This window comes from Monashia sp. HAY1-5C, assembly GCF_056755255.1.
The window spans coordinates 18361-37284 of sequence record NZ_JBPGXG010000028.1; the positions used below are offsets into that span (position 1 = coordinate 18361).

16 protein-coding genes are annotated in these 18924 nt (G+C 72.9%); 5 read left to right on the forward strand and 11 right to left on the reverse strand.

Going from position 1 to position 18924, the window contains the following annotated elements:
* Positions 1–121: 121 nt before the first annotated feature.
* Positions 122–2197: an elongation factor G-like protein EF-G2 gene (locus ACR9ZK_RS06525; protein WP_481341080.1), complete on the forward strand. Its 2076-nt coding sequence runs from the start codon at positions 122–124 to the stop codon at positions 2195–2197.
* A 164-nt stretch (positions 2198–2361) separates the two neighbouring features.
* A complete protein-coding gene (locus ACR9ZK_RS06530; RefSeq protein ID WP_481341081.1) occupies positions 2362–4767 on the forward strand; it encodes an ATP-binding cassette domain-containing protein in 2406 nt (801 codons plus the stop codon).
* A gap of 121 nt (positions 4768–4888) precedes the next feature.
* Here ACR9ZK_RS06530 and ACR9ZK_RS06535 read toward each other — a convergent pair whose 3' ends face one another.
* A complete protein-coding gene (locus ACR9ZK_RS06535) occupies positions 4889–5176 on the reverse strand; it encodes a hypothetical protein (RefSeq protein WP_481341082.1) in 288 nt (95 codons plus the stop codon).
* Between the two features lie 81 nt (positions 5177–5257).
* On the opposite strand from ACR9ZK_RS06535, the gene ACR9ZK_RS06540 reads away from it, so the two are divergent.
* Positions 5258–6136 (forward strand): LysR family transcriptional regulator, encoded by an 879-nt coding sequence (locus ACR9ZK_RS06540; protein WP_481341083.1) that lies wholly within the window; start codon positions 5258–5260, stop codon positions 6134–6136.
* A gap of 62 nt (positions 6137–6198) precedes the next feature.
* On the opposite strand, the gene ACR9ZK_RS06545 is transcribed toward ACR9ZK_RS06540, so the two are convergent.
* Both ACR9ZK_RS06545 and ACR9ZK_RS06550 read right to left on the reverse strand, forming a co-directional pair.
* Positions 6199–7257, reverse strand: coding sequence for an NADP-dependent oxidoreductase (locus ACR9ZK_RS06545; protein ID WP_481341095.1), 1059 nt, complete (start codon positions 7255–7257; stop codon positions 6199–6201).
* Between the two features lie 99 nt (positions 7258–7356).
* Positions 7357–7785, reverse strand: coding sequence for an organic hydroperoxide resistance protein (locus ACR9ZK_RS06550; protein WP_481341084.1), 429 nt, complete (start codon positions 7783–7785; stop codon positions 7357–7359).
* Positions 7786–7845: 60 nt separating this feature from the next.
* On the opposite strand from ACR9ZK_RS06550, the gene ACR9ZK_RS06555 reads away from it, so the two are divergent.
* Positions 7846–8316 carry a MarR family winged helix-turn-helix transcriptional regulator gene (locus ACR9ZK_RS06555; protein ID WP_481341085.1) on the forward strand — a complete coding sequence of 157 codons (471 nt, stop codon included), beginning with the start codon at positions 7846–7848 and terminating at the stop codon, positions 8314–8316.
* 54 nt (positions 8317–8370) lie between these two features.
* On the opposite strand, the gene ACR9ZK_RS06560 is transcribed toward ACR9ZK_RS06555, so the two are convergent.
* The 7 genes from ACR9ZK_RS06560 to hisD all read right to left on the reverse strand — a co-directional run bounded on the left by ACR9ZK_RS06560 (position 8371) and on the right by hisD (position 15181).
* On the reverse strand, positions 8371–9684 hold the full coding sequence (locus tag ACR9ZK_RS06560) for a DUF445 domain-containing protein (RefSeq protein WP_481341086.1): 1314 nt from the start codon (positions 9682–9684) through the stop codon (positions 8371–8373).
* 90 nt (positions 9685–9774) lie between these two features.
* Entirely contained in the window at positions 9775–10560 is a 786-nt protein-coding gene (locus ACR9ZK_RS06565; RefSeq protein WP_481341087.1) for an SseB family protein, read from the reverse strand.
* Positions 10557–11321 (reverse strand): bifunctional 1-(5-phosphoribosyl)-5-((5-phosphoribosylamino)methylideneamino)imidazole-4-carboxamide isomerase/phosphoribosylanthranilate isomerase PriA, encoded by a 765-nt coding sequence (gene priA, locus ACR9ZK_RS06570; protein ID WP_481341088.1) that lies wholly within the window; start codon positions 11319–11321, stop codon positions 10557–10559. The genes ACR9ZK_RS06565 and priA overlap by 4 nt, the downstream gene beginning before the upstream one ends.
* A 65-nt stretch (positions 11322–11386) precedes the next feature.
* Positions 11387–12055: an imidazole glycerol phosphate synthase subunit HisH gene (hisH, locus tag ACR9ZK_RS06575; RefSeq protein WP_481341089.1), complete on the reverse strand. Its 669-nt coding sequence runs from the start codon at positions 12053–12055 to the stop codon at positions 11387–11389.
* Positions 12052–12651, reverse strand: a complete 600-nt coding sequence (gene hisB, locus ACR9ZK_RS06580) for an imidazoleglycerol-phosphate dehydratase HisB (RefSeq protein ID WP_481341090.1) — start codon at positions 12649–12651, stop codon at positions 12052–12054. Before hisB ends, hisH begins: the two co-directional genes overlap by 4 nt.
* Positions 12648–13832, reverse strand: a complete 1185-nt coding sequence (locus tag ACR9ZK_RS06585; protein ID WP_481341091.1) for a histidinol-phosphate transaminase — start codon at positions 13830–13832, stop codon at positions 12648–12650. The genes hisB and ACR9ZK_RS06585 overlap by 4 nt, the downstream gene beginning before the upstream one ends.
* A complete protein-coding gene (gene hisD, locus ACR9ZK_RS06590; protein WP_481341092.1) occupies positions 13829–15181 on the reverse strand; it encodes a histidinol dehydrogenase in 1353 nt (450 codons plus the stop codon). The genes ACR9ZK_RS06585 and hisD overlap by 4 nt, the downstream gene beginning before the upstream one ends.
* Positions 15182–15466: 285 nt before the next feature.
* Between hisD and ACR9ZK_RS06595 the strand changes: the two genes are divergently transcribed.
* A complete protein-coding gene (locus ACR9ZK_RS06595) occupies positions 15467–16726 on the forward strand; it encodes an endonuclease (RefSeq protein ID WP_481341093.1) in 1260 nt (419 codons plus the stop codon).
* A gap of 34 nt (positions 16727–16760) precedes the next feature.
* Here the strand turns inward: ACR9ZK_RS06595 and ACR9ZK_RS06600 are convergent, their stop codons facing one another.
* On the reverse strand, positions 16761–18902 hold the full coding sequence (locus tag ACR9ZK_RS06600) for a S9 family peptidase (RefSeq protein WP_481341094.1): 2142 nt from the start codon (positions 18900–18902) through the stop codon (positions 16761–16763).
* Between the last annotated feature and the right edge of the window lie 22 nt (positions 18903–18924).

Consider the following 18924-nt stretch of genomic DNA (forward strand, 5'->3'; position numbering starts at 1 on the left):
CACCCCGGTTTCGCCGGGTCGTCGGGCAGCGGCCAGGCGGCGGCCAGGCGGCGGCCAGGCAGCGGCCATGCAGGGATGGTGATGCCTTGTGGCGGCTGGGCAAGAGCGGAAAGGTGGGGTCATGGCAAAGACGCCCGGCAGATCAGACCTCCCTGCGGCCCCCAGCCCCGCCTCGCCGCAGGACATCCGCAACGTCGTCCTCGTCGGCCCCGGCGGCGCCGGCAAGACGGCCCTCTTCGAGGCCCTGCTCGCGGCCCGCGTGCCGGGCCAGCGCACCGGTGGCCCGGGCCCCACCGACCACGTGCGCACGACGACGTTGACCGCAGCCTCCTTCGACAGCGGCAGCGTCGTCCTCAACCTCCTCGACACCCCCGGCTACCCCGACTTCGTCGGCGAGCTGCGGGCCGGGCTCCGGGCGGCCGACGCGGCGGTCTTCGTCGTCTCGGGCGCCGACGACATCGACCGCCCCGTCGCACTGCTCTGGCGCGAGTGCGCGGCCGTCGGGATGCCGCGGGCCGTCGTCGTCACCCACCTCGACCAGCCACGCGCCGAGTTCGCGGCGACCGTCGAGACGTGCCGTCGCACCTTCGGGGACGCGCGGGCCACGCACTGGCCGGTCCTGCAGGACGGCGCGGTGACGGGGGTCGTCGGACTGCTCACCGGCGAGACGTCGGCCGAGCACGAGGACGCCCGCAGCGCGCTCATCGAGTCGGTCATCGAGGAGTCCGAGGACGCGACGCTGCTCGATCGCTACCTCGAGGGCGAGCCCCTCGACACGGCCTCCCTGCTGGCGGACCTGCGCACCGCCATCGAGCTCGGCTCGTTCTTCCCCATCCTGCCGGTCTCGCCGCTGACCGGCGCCGGTGTCGAGGAGCTGCTCGGGGTCATCGAGGGCGCCTTCCCCGACCCGACCGTGCACCCGCTGCCGATGGTGACCACCCCCGCCGGCGGCCACGTCTCGGGGGTCGTGTGCGACCCCGACGCGCCCCTCGTCGCCGAGGTCGTCCGCACGACGACCGACCCGTACGTCGGGCGGCTGTCGCTGGTGCGCGTCTTCTCCGGCACGCTGCGCGTCGACGACACCGTCCACGTCTCCGGCCACCTCGGCGACTTCGTCGGGCACGACGTCGCCGGCCACCCGGCCCATGACGACGACGAGCGCGTCGGGCCGCTCGCCTCACCCTTCGGCGACGCGCACCGACCCCGCGGCAACGCCGTGGCCGGCGACCTCGTCCTCGTCTCGAAGCTGACGCGGGCCGAGACCTCCGACACCCTGTCCTCCCCCGACCGGCCGGCCGTCGTCGCCCCGTGGCTGCTGCCCGAGCCGCAGCTGCCGGTCGCCATCCACGCCGCGACGAAGTCCGACGAGGACAAGCTCGCCGGCGCACTGCAGCGGATCGTCGCCGAGGACGTCACGGTGCGGCTCGACCACTCGGTCGAGACGGACCAGGTCGTGCTCTGGACGATGGGCCAGGCCCATGTCGACGACCTCATCGGGCGGCTGTCCGACCGGTACGGGGTGACCGTGGAGGCCGAGCCGTACCGCACCGCCCTGCGCGAGACCTTCGTGCGGTCCTGCTCGGTGCAGGGCCGGCACGTCAAGCAGTCCGGGGGCCACGGCCAGTACGCGGTGTGTTCGATCCAGATCGAGCCGCTGCCCCGCGGCGCGGGGTTCGAGTTCGTCGACAAGGTCGTCGGCGGCGCCGTGCCGCGGCAGTTCATCCCGTCGGTGGAGAAGGGCGCCCGGCTCCAGCTCGAGAAGGGGTTGCTGACGGGCCACCCGGTCGTCGACGTGCGGGTCACCCTCGTCGACGGCAAGGCGCACTCGGTCGACTCCTCCGACGTCGCCTTCCAGACCGCGGCCGCCCTGGCGCTCAAGGAGGCCGCCAACGAGTCGACGATGGCCCTGCTCGAGCCGATCGACCGCGTCGACATCACGATCGCCGACGAGTACCTCGGCGCCGTCATGTCCGACCTGCGCGGCCGGCGTGGCCAGGTGCTCGGCACCGAGCCGGCCGACGGCATCGACGACGGAGGCGGGTGGACGGTCGTCCATGCCGAGGTCCCCGCGGCGGAGCTGTCCCGCTATCCCATCGACCTGCGGTCGGTCTCGCACGGCACCGGGTCGTTCACGCGCGAGCCGGTCCGGCACGACCTGCTGCCCGCGGACAAGGCCAAGGAACTGCTCCGAGGCTGAGGCGTCGGTCAGGAATCGAGAAGCGCCACAGGTTAGCCCGCACCTAGCGTGGACGGCGCCGGGTGGCCCGCGACCGCGCGCCGCCTCGCCCGGCACGGCGCCGCGCGACGTACGCTCGGGCCGGACGACGACGACGCACACTGCCGGCAGGACGGGGAGACACGATGGCCACAGGCACGACGACGACCGACGCGCGCACGAGACCGGCTGGTGCACCGAGCCGCCCGGCCGCCCACGCGGCCGACCGCCACGACCTCATCCGGGTGCAGGGTGCGCGGGAGAACAACCTCAAGGGCATCGACGTCGAGATCCCGAAGCGTCGCCTCACCGTCTTCACCGGAGTGTCCGGCTCGGGCAAGAGCTCGCTCGTCTTCAGCACGATCGCCGCCGAGTCGCAGCGCATGATCAACGAGACCTACAGCACCTTCGTCCAGGGCTTCATGCCCTCGCTCGCGCGACCCGAGGTCGACGTCATCGAGGGGATCACGACGGCGATCCTCGTCGACCAGGAGCGGATGGGCGCCAACGTCCGCTCGACGGTCGGGACCGCCACCGACGCCAACGCGATGCTCCGGGTGCTCTTCAGCCGCATCGGCGAGCCGTTCGTCGGACCGCCGACCGCCTTCGCCTTCAACGTCCCCACCCGCAAGGCGAGCGGCATCATGACCTCCGACACCGGAGAGAAGCGCGTGGCCCGCAACGTCGTCTACCTCGGCGGCATGTGCCCGGCCTGTGAAGGGCGCGGCAGCATCTCCGACCTCGACCTCGGCGCGATCGTCGACGAGAGCAGATCGCTCGTCGACGGTGCGATCCTCGTGCCCGGGTACACCGCCGACGGCTGGATGGTGGCGGCGTTCAAGGCCGCGGTGCCACCCGACGTGCCGATCAGGGACTTCACGCCCGAGCAGCGCCAGGACTTCCTCTACGGCGAGCCGCGCAAGGTGAAGGTCGAGAAGATCAACGTCACCTACGAGGGCCTGATCCCGAAGATCCGCAAGTCGATGTTCAGCAAGGACGTCGACGCGCTGCAGCCGCACATCCGTGCCTTCGTCGAGCGCGCAGCGGTCTTCGCTCCCTGCCCCGCCTGCGAGGGAACCCGCCTCAACGAGGCGGCGCGGTCCTCGAAGATCAACGGCAGCAGCATCGCCGACGTGTGCGCGATGCAGATCACCGACGCCGCCGAGTGGGTGCGCGGCATCCGGGACCGGTCGGTCGCCCCGCTCGTCGGCAACCTGCTGCACCTGTTCGACTCGTTCGTCGAGATCGGGCTGGGCTACCTGTCCCTCGACCGTCCGGCCGGCACGCTCTCGGGCGGGGAGGCCCAGCGCACCAAGATGATCCGTCACCTGGGGTCGGCGCTCACCGACGTGACGTACGTCTTCGACGAGCCGACCATCGGCCTGCACCCGCACGACATCCAGCGGATGAACAGGCTGCTGCTCGAGCTGCGCGACAAGGGCAACACGGTGCTCGTCGTCGAGCACAAGCCCGAGACCATCGTCATCGCCGACCACGTCGTCGACCTCGGCCCGGGGGCCGGCACCGCCGGCGGCACGGTCTGCTTCGAGGGCGACGTCGCGGGGCTCGAGGCCTCCGACACCCTCACCGGTCGACACCTGCACTACCGGGCCTCGCTCAAGGACCGGGTGCGGACGGCTCGGGGCGCCATCGAGATCCGCGGAGCGTCCTCGCACAACCTGCAGGACGTCGACGTCGACGTGCCGCTCGGGGTGCTCTGCGTCGTCACCGGTGTCGCCGGCTCGGGCAAGAGCTCGCTCATCCACGGCTCGCTCGCCGGCCACGAGGACGTCGTCGTCATCGACCAGGGCGCCATCAAGGGCTCCCGCCGCAGCAACCCGGCGACGTACACGGGGCTGCTCGAGCCCATCCGCAAGGCGTTCGCGAAGGCCAACGGCGTCAAGCCGGCTCTCTTCAGCGCGAACTCCGAAGGCGCCTGCGAGAGCTGCAACGGCAACGGCATGATCTACACCGAGCTCGGGTTCATGGAGACCGTGGCGACGTTGTGCGAGGAGTGCGGCGGCAAGCGGTTCCAGGCCTCGGTCCTCGAGCTGAGGTTCGGTGGCCTGAACATCGCCGAGGTGCTCGAGCTGCCGGTGGCCGAGGCTCACGCGTTCTTCGCGTCCGGGGAGGCGAGGACGCCGGTCGCGGCGTCGATCCTGCAGCGGATGGAGGACGTCGGCCTCGGCTACCTCAAGCTCGGGCAGCCCCTCAACACCCTCTCGGGCGGCGAGCGCCAGCGGCTCAAGCTGGCGATGCGCATGGGCGAGAAGGGCGGCGTCTACGTCCTCGACGAACCGACCACCGGACTGCACCTCGCCGACGTCGACAACCTGCTGCGGCTGCTCGACCGGCTCGTCGACTCCGGCAAGTCGGTCATCGTCATCGAGCACCACCAGGCCGTCATGGCGCACGCGGACTGGGTCATCGACCTGGGGCCGGGCGCGGGGCACGACGGCGGACGCGTCGTCTTCGAGGGGACGCCGGCGGCCCTCGTCGCCGGGCGGGCGACCCTCACCGGACAGCACCTCGCCGAGTACGTCCGCGCCTGAGGCGTCGCGCACACGGCAACGGCCGGCCGGGCGGGTGCCCGGTCGGCCGTTCCGTCGTGCTGCGACGACGCAGTGGGGGACGTCGGCTGGTGATGCCAGCCGGTGCCGTCGGCTGGTGGTGTCAGCTGGCCCGTGCGTGCGATGCAGGGGTGGGAGTCACCGGCGCAGCAGGGCGGCCGCGTCGAGCGGCGAGGTCGACGGGCGGCGCGACGGGCCGGCCGCCGCGCGCGGGCCGCGGCGTGAGGCGCTCGGGGTCGGCCTGGGTCACGGCCTGAATCCCGGCGGCGATGCGGTCGAGGTCACGGTCACGCGCGCCGAGGCGGCTTGCGCTGCCGGCGAGGTGGCCGCGCCGAGCGGAGGCGGCCAGCGCTCGGAGGGAGTCGAGGGAGAGAAGGCGTGTCGTCGTCATGACTCCATGATGCAACGTTGCACCATTCAGCACAAGCGATGCTTTCTTCACAACCATTAAGCCCTACTGTAGTATTGCGTCATGCTCGACACCCACCGCCTCCGCGTCTTCCGCTCCGTCATGGCCAGCGGTTCCATCCAGGCCGCCGCGGACAACCTCGGCTACACCCCGTCGGCCATCAGCCAGCAGATCTCGGCCCTCGCCCGGGAGACCGGGCTGACGCTCTTCGAGCGCGAGGGACGCGGCCTGGCCCCCACGGCCGCGGCCCGCGCGCTCGTGGCGAACACCAACGAGCTCATGGGGCAGCTGAGCCGCCTCGACGGCGTCGTGAGCGACCTGCGCGAGGGGCGCTCCGGGCGGCTCACCATCGGCTACTTCGCCTCCGCGGGCGCCGAGTGGATGCCGACCCTGGCCCGGCGCCTCACGACCGAGCTGCCCGACCTCACCCTCGAGCTCGTCCTGACCGAGTTCCCCGAGCACGTCGGTGTGACGCTCGACCTCGACATCGTCATCGACACCCCGGGAGCCCAGGACCCTCCGGGCTCGCGGCGCGTACCCCTCGCCGTCGACCCGTACGTCGTCATCCTGCCGGCCGACCACCCGCTCGCCGGCGAGGACGAGGTGGGCCTGGCCCAGCTCGCCGGTGACAGCTGGATCCGCAACGACCTACCGAACACCGCGTGCTCGCGGATCTTCGCCGCGGCGTGCGAGTCCGCCGGCTTCCAGCCGCACTTCGCCGTGCAGGCCCAGGACCACTACACGGCCATCGCCTTCGTCAAGGCCGGCGTCGGCGTCACCGCGGTACCGCAGCTGGCGGCCCACGTCATCCCGTCCGGTGTACGGGTGCTGCCCCTGACGGCACCGACTCCGGTGCGCCACATCGCGGCCGTCGTGCGCGACCCTGCGGGCAACAGCGCCGCGCAGCGCGCGGTCGAGCTGCTGCAGGAGCTCATCGGCTGACCCGGCGTGGCGACGGCTCGGTGCGTGCCGCCTGTGCCCCGTCGCCCCGATGCCAGCTCGCCTCAGAGGCGAACGAGCATCTTGCCGGTGTTCTCCCCGCGCAGGACGCCGAGGAAGGCGTCGACGGCGTGCTCGATGCCGTCGACGAACGTCTCGCGCGTGGTCAGGGTGCCGTCGGCGATCCAGCCCGCGGCTCGTTGTGCGTACTCGCCGGCGAGGTCCCAGTGGTCACCGACGAGGAAGCCGGTGATCGTGCCACGCGTCTGGATGAGCCGGGACAGGTTGCGGGGTCCGGGCTGCGGCTCGGTGGCGTTGTAGACCGAGATGGCCCCGCAGATCGCGATGCGACCGCCGCGGGAGAGCGAGCCGATGGCGGCCTCGAGGTGGTCGCCGCCGACGTTGTCGAAGTACACGTCGACGCCGTCCGGCGCTGCCTCGCGGAGCATCGTCGACACCTTCCCGGCGCGGTAGTCGAAGGCGGCGTCGAAGTGCAGGTCCTCGAGCACGTGGCGGACCTTCTCGGGGCCGCCGGCGCTGCCGACGACCCGCGACGCGCCGAGCGCCTTGGCGACCTGCCCTGCCACGCTGCCCACGGCTCCGGCGGCGCCGGAGACGAAGACGACGTCGCCCGGGCGCACCTGTGCCACGCGGGTGAGGCCGGCGTAGGCGGTGAGCCCGGTCATGCCGAGCACGCCGAGGTAGGCCGACGCCGGGGCGATCGTCGTGTCGACGACGCGAACGGCGGACGCGTCGAGCACCGACACCTCGCGCCAGCCCAGGCCGTGCAGGACGTGGTCGCCGACGGCGACCCCGTCGGCCCGCGACTCCTCGACGACGCCGACGGCTCCCCCGTGCATCGCCTCACCGAGGGCATAGGGCTCGGCGTAGGACTTGGCATCGCTCATCCTGCCGCGCATGTAGGGGTCGACCGACATGACGACGTTGCGCACCCGAACCTGACCCTCGCGCACCTCGGGCACGTCGCTCGCGACGAGCTCGAAGTCCTCCTGCCGCGGCCAGCCGACCGGGCGTGACACGAGGCGCACCTCGCGAGGCGGTGCGGTCGTGGCGCTGGTCGTGGCGGTGGGGGTGGCGGGGGACGTGGTGGTGGGGGCGGGCATGGCGGGGGTCGCAGGCGTGCTGTCGGTCATCGGATCTCCTTGGCGGGCAGGTGTTCTCGGGCAGGAATGGGACGTCGGGACAAGACCGGACGGAGCCGCTCAGGCGACCCGCAGCTCGACGGGGATGTTCCCGCGCGTCGCGTTGCTGTACGGGCACACCTGGTGCGCGCGCTCGACGAGCTCGCGGGCGAGGTCCCCGTCGAGGCCGTCCGGCAGCTCGACCTCGAGGACGACGGCGAGCCCGAAGCCCTGGCCCGGCGTGCCGCTCAGGCTGACGTCGGCCGTCACCGCTGCGTCGAAGCCCTCGACGCGACGCTGCCGCGCCACGAGCGCCAGGGCGCTGGCGAAGCAGGCGGCATAGCCGGCCGCGAAGAGCTGCTCGGGGTTGGTGCCCTGTCCGCTGCCGCCGAGCTCCTTCGGTGCCGCGAGCGCCACGTCGAGGCGGCCGTCGGAGGTGACGGCGCGCCCCTCGCGTCCGGACGCGGTGGCGGAGGCGACGTAGCGGGCCTGGTGGGCGGTGGAGGTCATCATCCATCCTTCATATCGTGGTCAACTCTATTGTGCGCAATTGAATAGTAGACTGAAACCATGGCACGCACCACTTCGGCCCCGGACCTTCGCCTCGAGCAGCAGATCTGCTACGCCATGCACACGACCGTGCGCGCCTTCGACGCCGTCTACCGGGACCTCCTCGCCGAGCACGGCCTGTCCTACCCGCAGTACATCGCCCTCATGGCCCTCGGCGAGCACGGACCGGTGACGGTCGGCGACCTCGGCCGCCTCCTGCGCCTCGACTCCGGCACCCTGTCCCCCCTCCTCAAGCGGATGCAGTCGGCCGGGCTCGTGGCGCGCGCGCGGGACCCCGAGGACGAGCGACGCGTCGTCGTTCGCCTCACCGGAGCGGGGCGCGAGCGCCTCGACGCCCTCGTCGGCCTGCCGACGACGATCGCCGAGCGCAGCGGTCTGAGCCGCGCGGAGCTGCGTGAGCTGCACCGGGTGCTGCGGACGGTCTCCGAGCGCCTCGACGCCGTGGCGGCGGGGGCGGCCCGGCAGGCGTAGCAGGGAGCAGGCCCAGACCGCCGCGACCGTCCACGGGGGCGTGTGGCGAGGCGGTCAGGGCACGAGGAGCGAGACGGCGTGGATGAGCATGCCGATGAGGCCGCCGACCAGGGTGCCGTTGATCCGGATGAACTGGAGGTCGCGTCCCACCTGGAGCTCGACCCGCTCGGCGGTCTCCTTGCCGTCCCACCGGTCGATGGTGTGGCTGATGACCTGGGTCACCTCGGTGCCGTACCGCTCGACGGCGTAGACCGTGGCGTCGCAGATGCGGGCGTCGATCCGGTCGCGGATGGCCCTGTCGGCGAGGAGCCGCTCGGCGAGGCCGGTGACCTCCTTGACGGCGCGGGTGCGGACCGGGCCGTCCACGTCCTCGAGGGCCGACACGACGACGGACCGCAGCGAGGCCCACAGCGCCATCGCGGTGTCGGGCACCTGCGGGTGCGACAGGAGCCGCTCCTTGAGCCGCTCGGCCTTGGCCTGCGTCACCGGGTCGTGCTGGAGGTCGTCGGCGAGGTCGACGAGCAGCTTGTCCAGGGCCAGACGGACGTCGTGGCGCGGGTCGTTGCGGATGTCGGCCAGCCACTTTAGCGCCTCGACGTGGACCTTGCGGGCGACGATGTCGTTGATGGCGTCGGGCACCCACGACGGCGCGCGCTGGGTGATGAGCGCCTCGAAGAGGTCCTCGTTGTCGACGAGCCAGGCCCGCAGCTCGTCGAGGACGAGGTCGACGAGCGCGACGTGCGCCTCGTCCCGCACGACCTGGTCGAGCAGGCCACCGGCCAGCGAGCTGACCGGTTCCTGCTTGAGCCGCGGCAGCACGGCCAGCTCGATGACCGCCCGGACGTCCTCGTCGGGGATCCGGTGCAGCGCGTGGACCGTGACGGTGGCCACCTCGTCGACGAGACGCCTGGCGTGGCCGGGACCGAGGACCCACTCCGCGGCGCGACGCGTCGGCTCGGCGTCGAGGACCCGCTCGCGGATGATGTCCTCACGCATGAAGTTCTCGCTGACGAACTCCTCGAGGCTGCGCCCGATCATCTCCTTCTTGCGCGGGATGAGGGCCGTGTGCGGGATCGGCAGCCCGAGCGGGTGGCGGAAGAGCGCCGTGACCGCGAACCAGTCCGCGCACGCACCGACCATGGAGGCTTCGGCGCCCGCGTTGACGAACCCGAGGACACCGTCGGCCTGCCCGCGGGTGAGCAGGTAGACGACCGCCGCGAGGCCGAGCAGGCCCGTGGCCAGCACCCTCATCCGGCGCAGGTCGTGGCGGCGCTGGGCGTCGAGGGTCGGGTCGGCGATGAAGCCGAGGGGTCCGCTCGCGCCGCCTGGTCCTCCGGGCACCGACGCTCCCTTCGTCACTGACTGCATGTCGCTCGTCCTACCCGACGAACGCGCGAGCCCCCGCCGACGCTCCCGACACCCGGGACGCTGCCCGGTGACCGGCCGCCGACGCGTCGCTCAGCCCGCGGGCTCGAGCGCGAACGTCAGGGCATCGATCCTCGCACGCGTCTCGCCGTCGGTCGCGATGCGCTCGCCGATGCGCGTCGCGACGGCACCGACCTCGTCGGCCCCGAGACCCGCGCGCAGGGCCAGGACGACCCTCAGGACGCCCGCACCTGCGGGCTCCCCCGCTTCGAGGCGGTGTGCGGCGACGTCGGGCTCGCCCGCGACCGCCGCCTCGACCGCGGCGGCGACGTGGGGGTCGGCGTGGCTCGGTACCCACGGCCGCTGCTGTGCCAACGCCCAGAGCATGCTCGGACGCAGGACCGTGGCGTGCGGGCTGGCGACGTCGACGACGAGGACCTGGCACTCCTCGGAGATCGCGGCCTGTGCCGCGGAGGAGGCCGGGACGGGCACCGGTCGGGCGGCGGCGTCCCACTCGGAGAGGCTGGCGAGCGAGGAGAAGACGGGCAGCGCGCGCGAGCCGTCCGGGGCCGTCAGCGTGACGGCGGCCATGTCGCTGCGGGTGTCGGTGGCGTGCTCGCCCGTCTCGTCGACCTCGGTCGCCACCGCGACGACGGGCACGAGCCACCGCGCCGCGGCGACGGCTGCGACGAGGGCCTGCTCGGCCTGCGGCGTCGGTGCCGTCCGTGCGGCCTCGACGGCCGCGAGGAGCGCGGCGTCGGCCGCACCGGTGTCACCGGCGAACCCGTGGCTGGGGATCGACTTGCCCTCCCAGGCCTGCCCGGCCGAGTCGGACGGCCGTCCCGCGGCGTCGTGGAAGGCAGCGGGGGGCCGGCTCACGGGCGGGCCTCGGGCCGGCCCGCGACGTCGAGCGCCTCCGGGAGGGTGAAGGCGCCCCGGTAGAGCGCCGACCCGATGATCGCGCCCTCGACGCCGACGTCGACGAGGGCGCGGATGGCCGCGACGTCGTCCAGGGTCGAGACGCCGCCGCTCGCGACGACGGGTCGGTCCGTGCGCCTGCACACCTCGCGGAGCAGGTCGGTGTTCGGGCCCTGGAGCATGCCGTCCTTCTGCACGTCGGTGACGACGTACCGCGCGCAGCCTTCTCGGTCGAGCCGGTCGAGGACGTCCCACAGGTCGCCGCCGTCGCGGGTCCAGCCGCGCGCGGCCAGGGTCGTGCCCCGCACGTCGAGCCCGATCGCGACACGGTCGCCGTGCTCGGCGATGACCGAGGCCGTCCACTCGGGGTCCTCGAGGGCGGCGGTGCCGATGTTGACGCGCCGGCATCCCGTGGCGAGGGCCGCCTCGAGGGAGGGCGTGTCGCGGATGCCACCGGACAGCTCCACCCGCAGGTCGAGGCGACCGACGATCGAGGCGATGAGGTCGCGGTTGCTGCCGCGCCCGAAGGCGGCGTCGAGGTCGACGAGGTGGATCCACTCGGCGCCCTGGTCCTGCCAGGCCTTCGCGGCCTCCCACGGGTCACCGAACTGGCCGCCGGTGCCGGCGACGCCCTGGACGAGCTGGACGGCCTGACCGCCCGCGATGTCGACCGCGGGCAGCAGCTCGAGGCGCGGCTGGTCGTTCTGGGGTGACTGGGTCACGGCTGGGATCTCCTCGGCGTCGTGCGGGGGTGGCGGGCTGCTGCTCGGCAGCGGGGCCCGGTCGGTCACAGGCTGCGGACCCAGTTCTCCAGCAGGTGGGCCCCGGCGTCTCCGGACTTCTCCGGGTGGAACTGGGTCGCGCAGAGCGGTCCGTTCTCGACCGCCGCGACGAACCGCGCCCCGTGCTCCGCCCACGTCACGTGCGGGGCCACCCGCTCGAAGGCCCCGGTCGCCTCAAGCGTCCAGCGCTGCACCGCGTAGGAGTGCACGAAGTAGAACCGTTCGTGCTCGACGCCGGCGAACAGGCGCGACCCGGCGGCGGCGTCGACCTCGGACCAGCCCATGTGCGGCACGACGTCGGCCGGGAGCCGCTCGACGGTGCCGGGCCACTCCCCCAGACCCTCCAGGGGTGCGGCGGACGGCTCGGTCGAGCCGTCGAACAGGACCTGCATGCCGACGCAGACGCCGAGCACGGGTCGGCCGCCGCTGATGCGCCGGCCGATGACCCGGGGTCCGTGCGCGGCCGCGAGTCCGGCCATGCACGCGTGGAAGTTGCCGACGCCGGGGACGAACAGGCCGTCGGCCTCCAGGGCGGCGACCGGGTCGGCCGTCAGGGTGACGCTGGCGCCGACGCGTTCGAGGGCGCGCACCGCCGAGCGGACGTTGCCGCTTCCGTAGTCGAGGACGACGACGTCGCGACGGGTGCTCCCGACGCCCGGGGCGCCGGCCGTCACAGGGCTCCCTTGGCGCTCGGGATGCCGACGACGCGGGGGTCGTGGGCCACGGCGGCGCGCAGGGCGCGGGCCACGGCCTTGAACTGCGCCTCGACGATGTGGTGCGGGTCGCGGCCGGCGAGGACGCGCACGTGGAGGCACAGGCCGGCGTTGTAGGCGAAGGACTCGAGGACGTGGCGCGTCATCGACCCGGTGAAGTGGCCGCCGATGAGCGCGTACTGCTGGCCCTCCGGCTCGCCCTCGTGGACGACGTAGGGCCGTCCCGCGACATCGACGACCGCCTGCGCGAGCGCCTCGTCGAGCGGAACCGTGGCGTCGCCGAAGCGCGAGATGCCGGACTTGTCGCCGAGGGCCTCGCGCAGTGCCTGACCGAGGACGATGGCGGTGTCCTCGACGGTGTGGTGCACGTCGACCTCGACGTCGCCGGTCGCCTTGACGGTGAGGTCGATGAGCGAGTGCTTGGCCAGCGAGGCGAGCATGTGGTCGTAGAACGGCACGCCCGTCGAGACCTCGGCGACGCCGGTCCCGTCGAGGTCGAGGGTGAGCTCGACGGAGGACTCGGAGGTGGAGCGGGAGATCGTCGCGGTGCGGTTCATGCGGGCGGCTCCTGGCTGGTCTGGCTGGTCTGGCCGGTCTGGCGGGTCACGCCGGTCTGGCTGCTCAGGTGGGTGGGGGCGAGGCGGGCGAACGCGTCGAGGAAGGCCGTCGTCTCGTCGGGGTCACCCGCCGTGACGCGCAGGTGGTGGGCGATGCCGACGTCGCGCACGAGGACACCGGCGTCGAGCAGGGCCTGCCACGTGGCCTTCTCGTCGGCCAGGCCGCCGAAGAGGACGAAGTTGCTGTCGCTGGCCACCGGCGTGGCGCCGAGCTCGGCGAGGCGCTCGACGATGCGGTCGCGCTGGTGCTTGATGACCTCGACGGTGCCGAGCATGACGTCGGCGTGCTCGAGGGCGACGCGGGCGATCGTCTGCGTCGGGGTCGAGAGGTGGTAGGGCAGTCGCACGAGCCGCAGCGCGTCGACGACCTCCGGGGCGGCGACGAGGTAGCCCAGGCGTCCGCCGGCGAAGGCGAACGCCTTGCTCATCGTGCGGGTCACCACCAGGCGCGGGTGCCCGGCGAGCAGCGTCAGGGCCGATCGGGTTCCGGGGCGGGCGAACTCGGCGTACGCCTCGTCGACGACGACGATCGCGTCCGGGGCGGCGTCGAGCACCGCACCGATGACCTCGAACGGCAGCGCGGTGCCGGTCGGGTTGTTCGGCGAGCAGAGGAAGACGACCGACGGGCGGTGCTGCCGGGCCTGCTCGGCGGCCGACTCGGGCGTGAGGTCGAAGGTGCCGGTGCCGCGCAGGCCGTCGACCCAGGTGGTGCCGAGGGTCTCGCTGATGATCGGATGCATGGAGTAGCTGGGCGTGAACCCCAGCGCCACCCGGCCCGGGCCGCCGAAGGCCTGCACCACGTGCGAGAGCACCTCGTTGGAGCCGTTGCCGGCCCACACCTGCTCGGGGGTGACGGTGACCCCCGACTGCTTCTCGAGGTAGGCGGTCAGCGCCTTGCGCAGCTCGGTGAAGTCGCGGTCCGGGTAGCGGTTGAGGTCGCGGACGTCGGCAGCGAGCGCGGCGACGATGGCCTCGACGACGGGCTCGGGCACCGGGTAGGAGTTCTCGTTCGTGTTGAGCCGGACGGGCACGTCGAGCTGTGGCGCACCGTACGCGGTGCGCCCGCGCAGGTCTGGGCGCAGCAGACGCGCGACCTCGTCGCCTCCGGTGGCCGCGGTCACCGGGGCACCTCGTCGCCGAAGCGCGCGGTGACGGCCTCGCCGTGCGCCGGCAGGTCCTCGGCCTGGGCGAGCGTGACGACGTGACGTGCGACGTCGCGCAGGGCCGCCTCGTCGTAGTCGACGACGTGGATGCCGCGCAGGAACGACTGCACCGATAGCCCACTGCTGTGGCAGGCGCAGCCCGCGGTCGGCAGCACGTGGTTGGACCCGGCCGCATAGTCGCCGAGGCTCACCGGCGCGTACGGGCCGACGAAGACGGCACCGGCGTTGCGCACCCGGGCCGCGACGTCGGCGGCGTCGCGGGTCTGGATCTCGAGGTGCTCGGCGGCGTAGGCGTTGACGACCTCGAGCCCCGCGTCGACGTCGTCGACGAGGACGATGCGCGACTGCGTGCCCTCGAGCGCCTCCCTGACGCGTTCCGCGTGCTTGGTCGCCGGCACCCGGCGCGCGAGCGCGGCGCGGGTCGCCTCGGCGAGCTCCTCGCTGTCGGTGACGAGCACGGAGGCCGCGAGCGGGTCGTGCTCGGCCTGGCTGACGAGGTCCGCGGCGACGTGCTCGGGGTCGGCGGAGTCGTCGGCCAGCACGGCGATCTCGGTGGGACCGGCCTCTGCGTCGATGCCGATGAGCCCCTTGAGGAGGCGCTTGGCGGCGACGACCCAGATGTTGCCGGGGCCGGTGACCATCGACACGGGCTCGCACGTGACGGTGTCGCCCTCGGGCGTCTCGTCGGTGAAGCCGTGGGCGAACATCGCGACGGCCTGCGCCCCACCGACCGCGTAGACCTCCTCGACGCCGAGCAACGCGCAGGTGGCGAGGATCGTCGGGTTGGGGTAGCCGGCGAACTCGCCGGTGTTCTCGCGCTGCGGCGGCGAGGCGACGGCGAGCGAGCCGACGCCGGCCAGCTGCGCGGGCACGACGTTCATGACGACGCTGCTCGGGTAGACGGCGAGACCACCGGGCACGTAGAGGCCGACGCGGTCGACCGGGACCCAGCGCTCGGTGACGGTGCCGCCGGGCACGACACGCGTCGTGGTGTCGGTGCGGCGCTGGTCGGCGTGCACGAGGCGGGCCCGCCGGACGGCCTCCTCGAGCGCTGCGCGCAGGTCCGGCTCGAGGTGTTCCAGCGCCGCCTGCAGGACGGCCACCGGCACCCGCAGGTGGGTGGGGCGGACGCCGTCGAACCGCTCCCCCAGGTCGCGCAGCGCCGCGGCGCCCCGATGCTCGACGTCCTCACAGATCGGCCGCACCTGCTCGAGGGCCGCCGTGACGTCGAACTCGGCTCGGGGAAGGGCACCGCGCAGGAAGCGCACGTCGAGCGTGCGTCCGCGCAGGTCGAGGGTGGACATCATGGGTCACCAGTCTAGGAGGCGCCTGCCGGTGCCCCCGCAGCGTCTCAGGGTGCGGGTCGCAGCCGCCGCTGCGCCCGTCCTGGCTGTCCAATCCTGAACCACCGCTGGCCAACGCCAGACCCCCGCCAGACCCCAGCGCGCCCCGGCCTCCGCCACGCTCGGAGCCTCCCGGCCGGGCGCCCACGACCTCCTGGTCGCTCTTCCTCCGAGTCGTCCACGCGAGCGTCCGGCCGGGCCCGCGACCCACCCCGTCAGCGACTCTCGCTCCCACACCCAGGAGAACCCGTGCCCATCGTTCTTCGCCGGCGCCGGATCGGCGCCGCCCTGCTCGGCCTCGCCGTCGGCATCGTCCCGGCATCCATCGCGCTCACGGCCGCCTCGAGCGCGTCCGGCGCTCCCGCGTCGGGGACGCCGCGCGTCGCGCACGCACCCGCACCGGCCGGGCTGGCCGCCGCCGCACCGCTCACCGTCTCGCAGGCCGTCGGGGCCCAGGACGGGCGCTCGGCGACCGTGCGCGGCTACGTCGTCGGCCAGCCGACCGCGACGAGCACCGTCGTGCGGTCCGGCTTCCCCAACGACTACGCGCTGGCCATCGCCGACACCGCCTCGGAGACCGGCACGACCCGGATGCTCTACGTGCAGATCCCGTCGGCGTTCCGCCCCCAGTGGGGCCTGCGCAGCAACCCCTCGCTCATGGGCCGCCAGGTCGACGTCACCGGCTCGCTGTCGGCGTACTTCTCCCATCCCGGCATGACGGGAACCACGGCCTTCGCCTTCAGCGGGTCGCCGACGACCACGGTCCCGACGACGAGCACGACGACCCCGGCTCCGACCGGCACGACGAGTCCGTACGACTCGACCTACTACGCGTCGGCGGTCGGCAAGACGGGCTCCGCGTTGCACACCGAGCTGCACCGGATCATCTCCAGCGGCGTCACGACGCTGAGCTACGACCAGGTCTGGACGGCGCTCAAGGACACCGACCAGGACCCGAACAACCCCGACAACGTCATCGAGGTCTACTCGGGTCGCTCGATCGCCAAGTCCGACAACGGCGGCGGCGTCGACCAGTGGAACCGTGAGCACGTCTGGGCCAAGAGCCACGGCGACTTCGGCACGGTCAACGGGCCCGGCACGGACGTGCACCACCTGCGCCCCGAGGACGTCACGGTCAACAGCACCCGCGGCAACCTCGACTTCGACAACGGCGGGTCGGCGGTGGCCCAGTGCACCGGCTGCCTCAGCGACGGTGACTCGTTCCAGCCGCGCGACGCCGTCAAGGGCGACGTGGCCCGGATGATCTTCTACATGGCGGTGCGCTGGGACGGCGGGGACGGCTTCGCCGACCTCGAGCCGAACGACCTCGTCGGCAACGGCACCGCGCCCGCGATCGGCCGGCTGTCGGTGCTGCGGCAGTGGAACCTGCAGGACCCGCCCGACGCCTTCGAGAAGCGCCGCAACGAGGTCATCTTCGACACGTGGCAGCACAACCGGAACCCGTTCGTCGACCACCCGGAGTGGGTCACGGCGATCTGGGGGCAGTGACCGGCGCCGGACCGCGAGGACCGGCGACGCGCTCTCACGTCGTCTGGTCGATGAGGACGGCCGTCTCCCAGGCCCACTGCCGCCAGGTGTCGTAGCGGCCGGAGCGCCCACCGTGGCCGGCCACCATCTCGGTGCGGAAGAGCACCTGGGGTGGCTCTGCGCCCGCCGGCAGCTGCGCGTCGGCGTGGCGGATGGCGGCCACCCACTTGGCCGGCTCCGTGACGTAGACGCGGGTGTCGTTGAGGCTCGTCGTGACGAGCAGGCTCGGGTGTGCCCCCGGGCGCACGTTCTCGTACGGCGTGTAGCCCTTCATGAGCGCGTAGGCGGCCGGGTCCTCGAGCGGGTTGCCCCACTCCTCCCACTCGACGACGGTCAGCGGCAGGCTCGGGTCGAGCACCGTGGTCAGCGCGTCGACGAACGGCACCTGCGCGTGGACGAACCGGAACCGCCCGGGGGCCTGGTTGACGACGGCGCCCATGAGCAGGCCACCTGCCGAACCGCCTTCTGCGGCAAGGCGGTCGGGCGCGACGATCCCGGACTCGACGAGGTGGTCCGCACAGGCGACGAAGTCGGTGAACGTGTTCGGCTTAGCCTCGAGCTTGCCGTCGTCGTACCAGGACCGTCCCATCTCCGAACCGCCGCGCACGTGCGCGACGGCGAAGACCCAGCCACGGTCGAGTAGGGACAGCCGCAGCACCGAGAACCACGGGTCGCTCGGGATGCCGTAGGCGCCGTAGGCGTGCAGCAGCCCGGGCGCGCTGCCGTCGGCCGCGACGTCGTCGCGGTGCACGACCGAGATCGGTACGCGAGTGCCATCGGGGGCGGTCGCCCACTCGCGGCGCTGGCGGTAGCGCGTCAGGTCGACGTCGCCGCGCACGTGCTGCCGCTTGAGCAGCGTGAACCGCCGCGTGCGCACGTCGTAGTCCTCGACCGTGCGCGGGGTGACGAGCGACTCGTGGACGACCTGGAGGGTCGGCGTGGCCGACTCGGGGTTGGCTCCGACGACGAGCGTGCCGATCGGCTCGCCGACCGCGATGTCGTGGGCCTCGCCCAGGCCGTTCGGGGCCTCGGGGTCGCGGAGGACGATCCGCACCGCGGTGCCCCCCTCGCGTCGCAGCGACACTGCGAGGAAGTCGTCGAAACCCTCTGCGCCCGTGACGTACTCGTCCTCGGTCGTCAGGTCGAGAGGCACCCACTCGTCGGCCGAGGCGCAGGTGACCGGCGCGACCGTCAGCTCGAAGTTGACGCGGCGGGCGTTGTGCACGACGAGCAGCTGCTCACCCCACGGCTCGACGTCGTACTCGACGCCCTGTCGTCGCTCGGCGACGACGCGCGGCGGGTCGAGCGGGCTCGCGGCGTCGAGGAGCCGGAACTCGCTCGTGGTCTTGGAGGAGATCGCGATGACGACCCACCGGTCGTCCCGCGAGGCACCGACGCCGATGTAGAAGTGCTCGTCGGTCTCCTCGTGCACGAGGACGTCTGCGGCGGCGTCGGTGCCGACCTCGTGGCGCCACACCTGGTGCGGGCGCCACGCGTCGTCGACGCGCGTGTAGAAGAGGTAGCGGCCGTCGAGCGACCACGCCAGCGAGCCGCCGGTGTCGCGGACCGCCTCGTCGAGCAGCTCGCCGTCCTCGATGCGGCGCACCCGGACGTCGTAGCGCTCGTCGCCGGCGAGGTCGACGGCCCACGCCAGCACGTCGCCGGCCGGCGAGACCTCGCTGGCGCCGACGCCGTAGAACTCGTGGCCACGCGCCTCGGCGTTGCCGTCGAGGAGCACCTGCTCTCCCGCGGGCGGCCTGCCCTCGGCGAGGGCCGGCCGCTGCGGGTGGTCGGCCACGGTGACCCGCGCGTCGACGGCATACTGCTCGCCCTCGATGGTGCGCGAGTAGTACCACCAGCGGTCGTGGCGCACCGGCACCGACAGGTCGGTCTCCTCGATGCGGGAGCGGAACTCCTCGAAGACCTGGTCGGCGAGGGGCCGAAGGTGCTCGGTCCGGGCGATCGCGTACGCGTTCTCGGCCGCGAGGAGCTCACGCAGCTCGGAGCCGTCGCGGTTGGCCATCCACGCGTACGGGTCCTCGAAGGTGTCGCCGTGGTGGACGCGGGACACCGGGTCGCGACGGGCGACGGGAGGACGCTGCATTCCGCGCAGTCTACGGACCTGTCTCTTATACACATCTGACGCTGCCGACGACGGA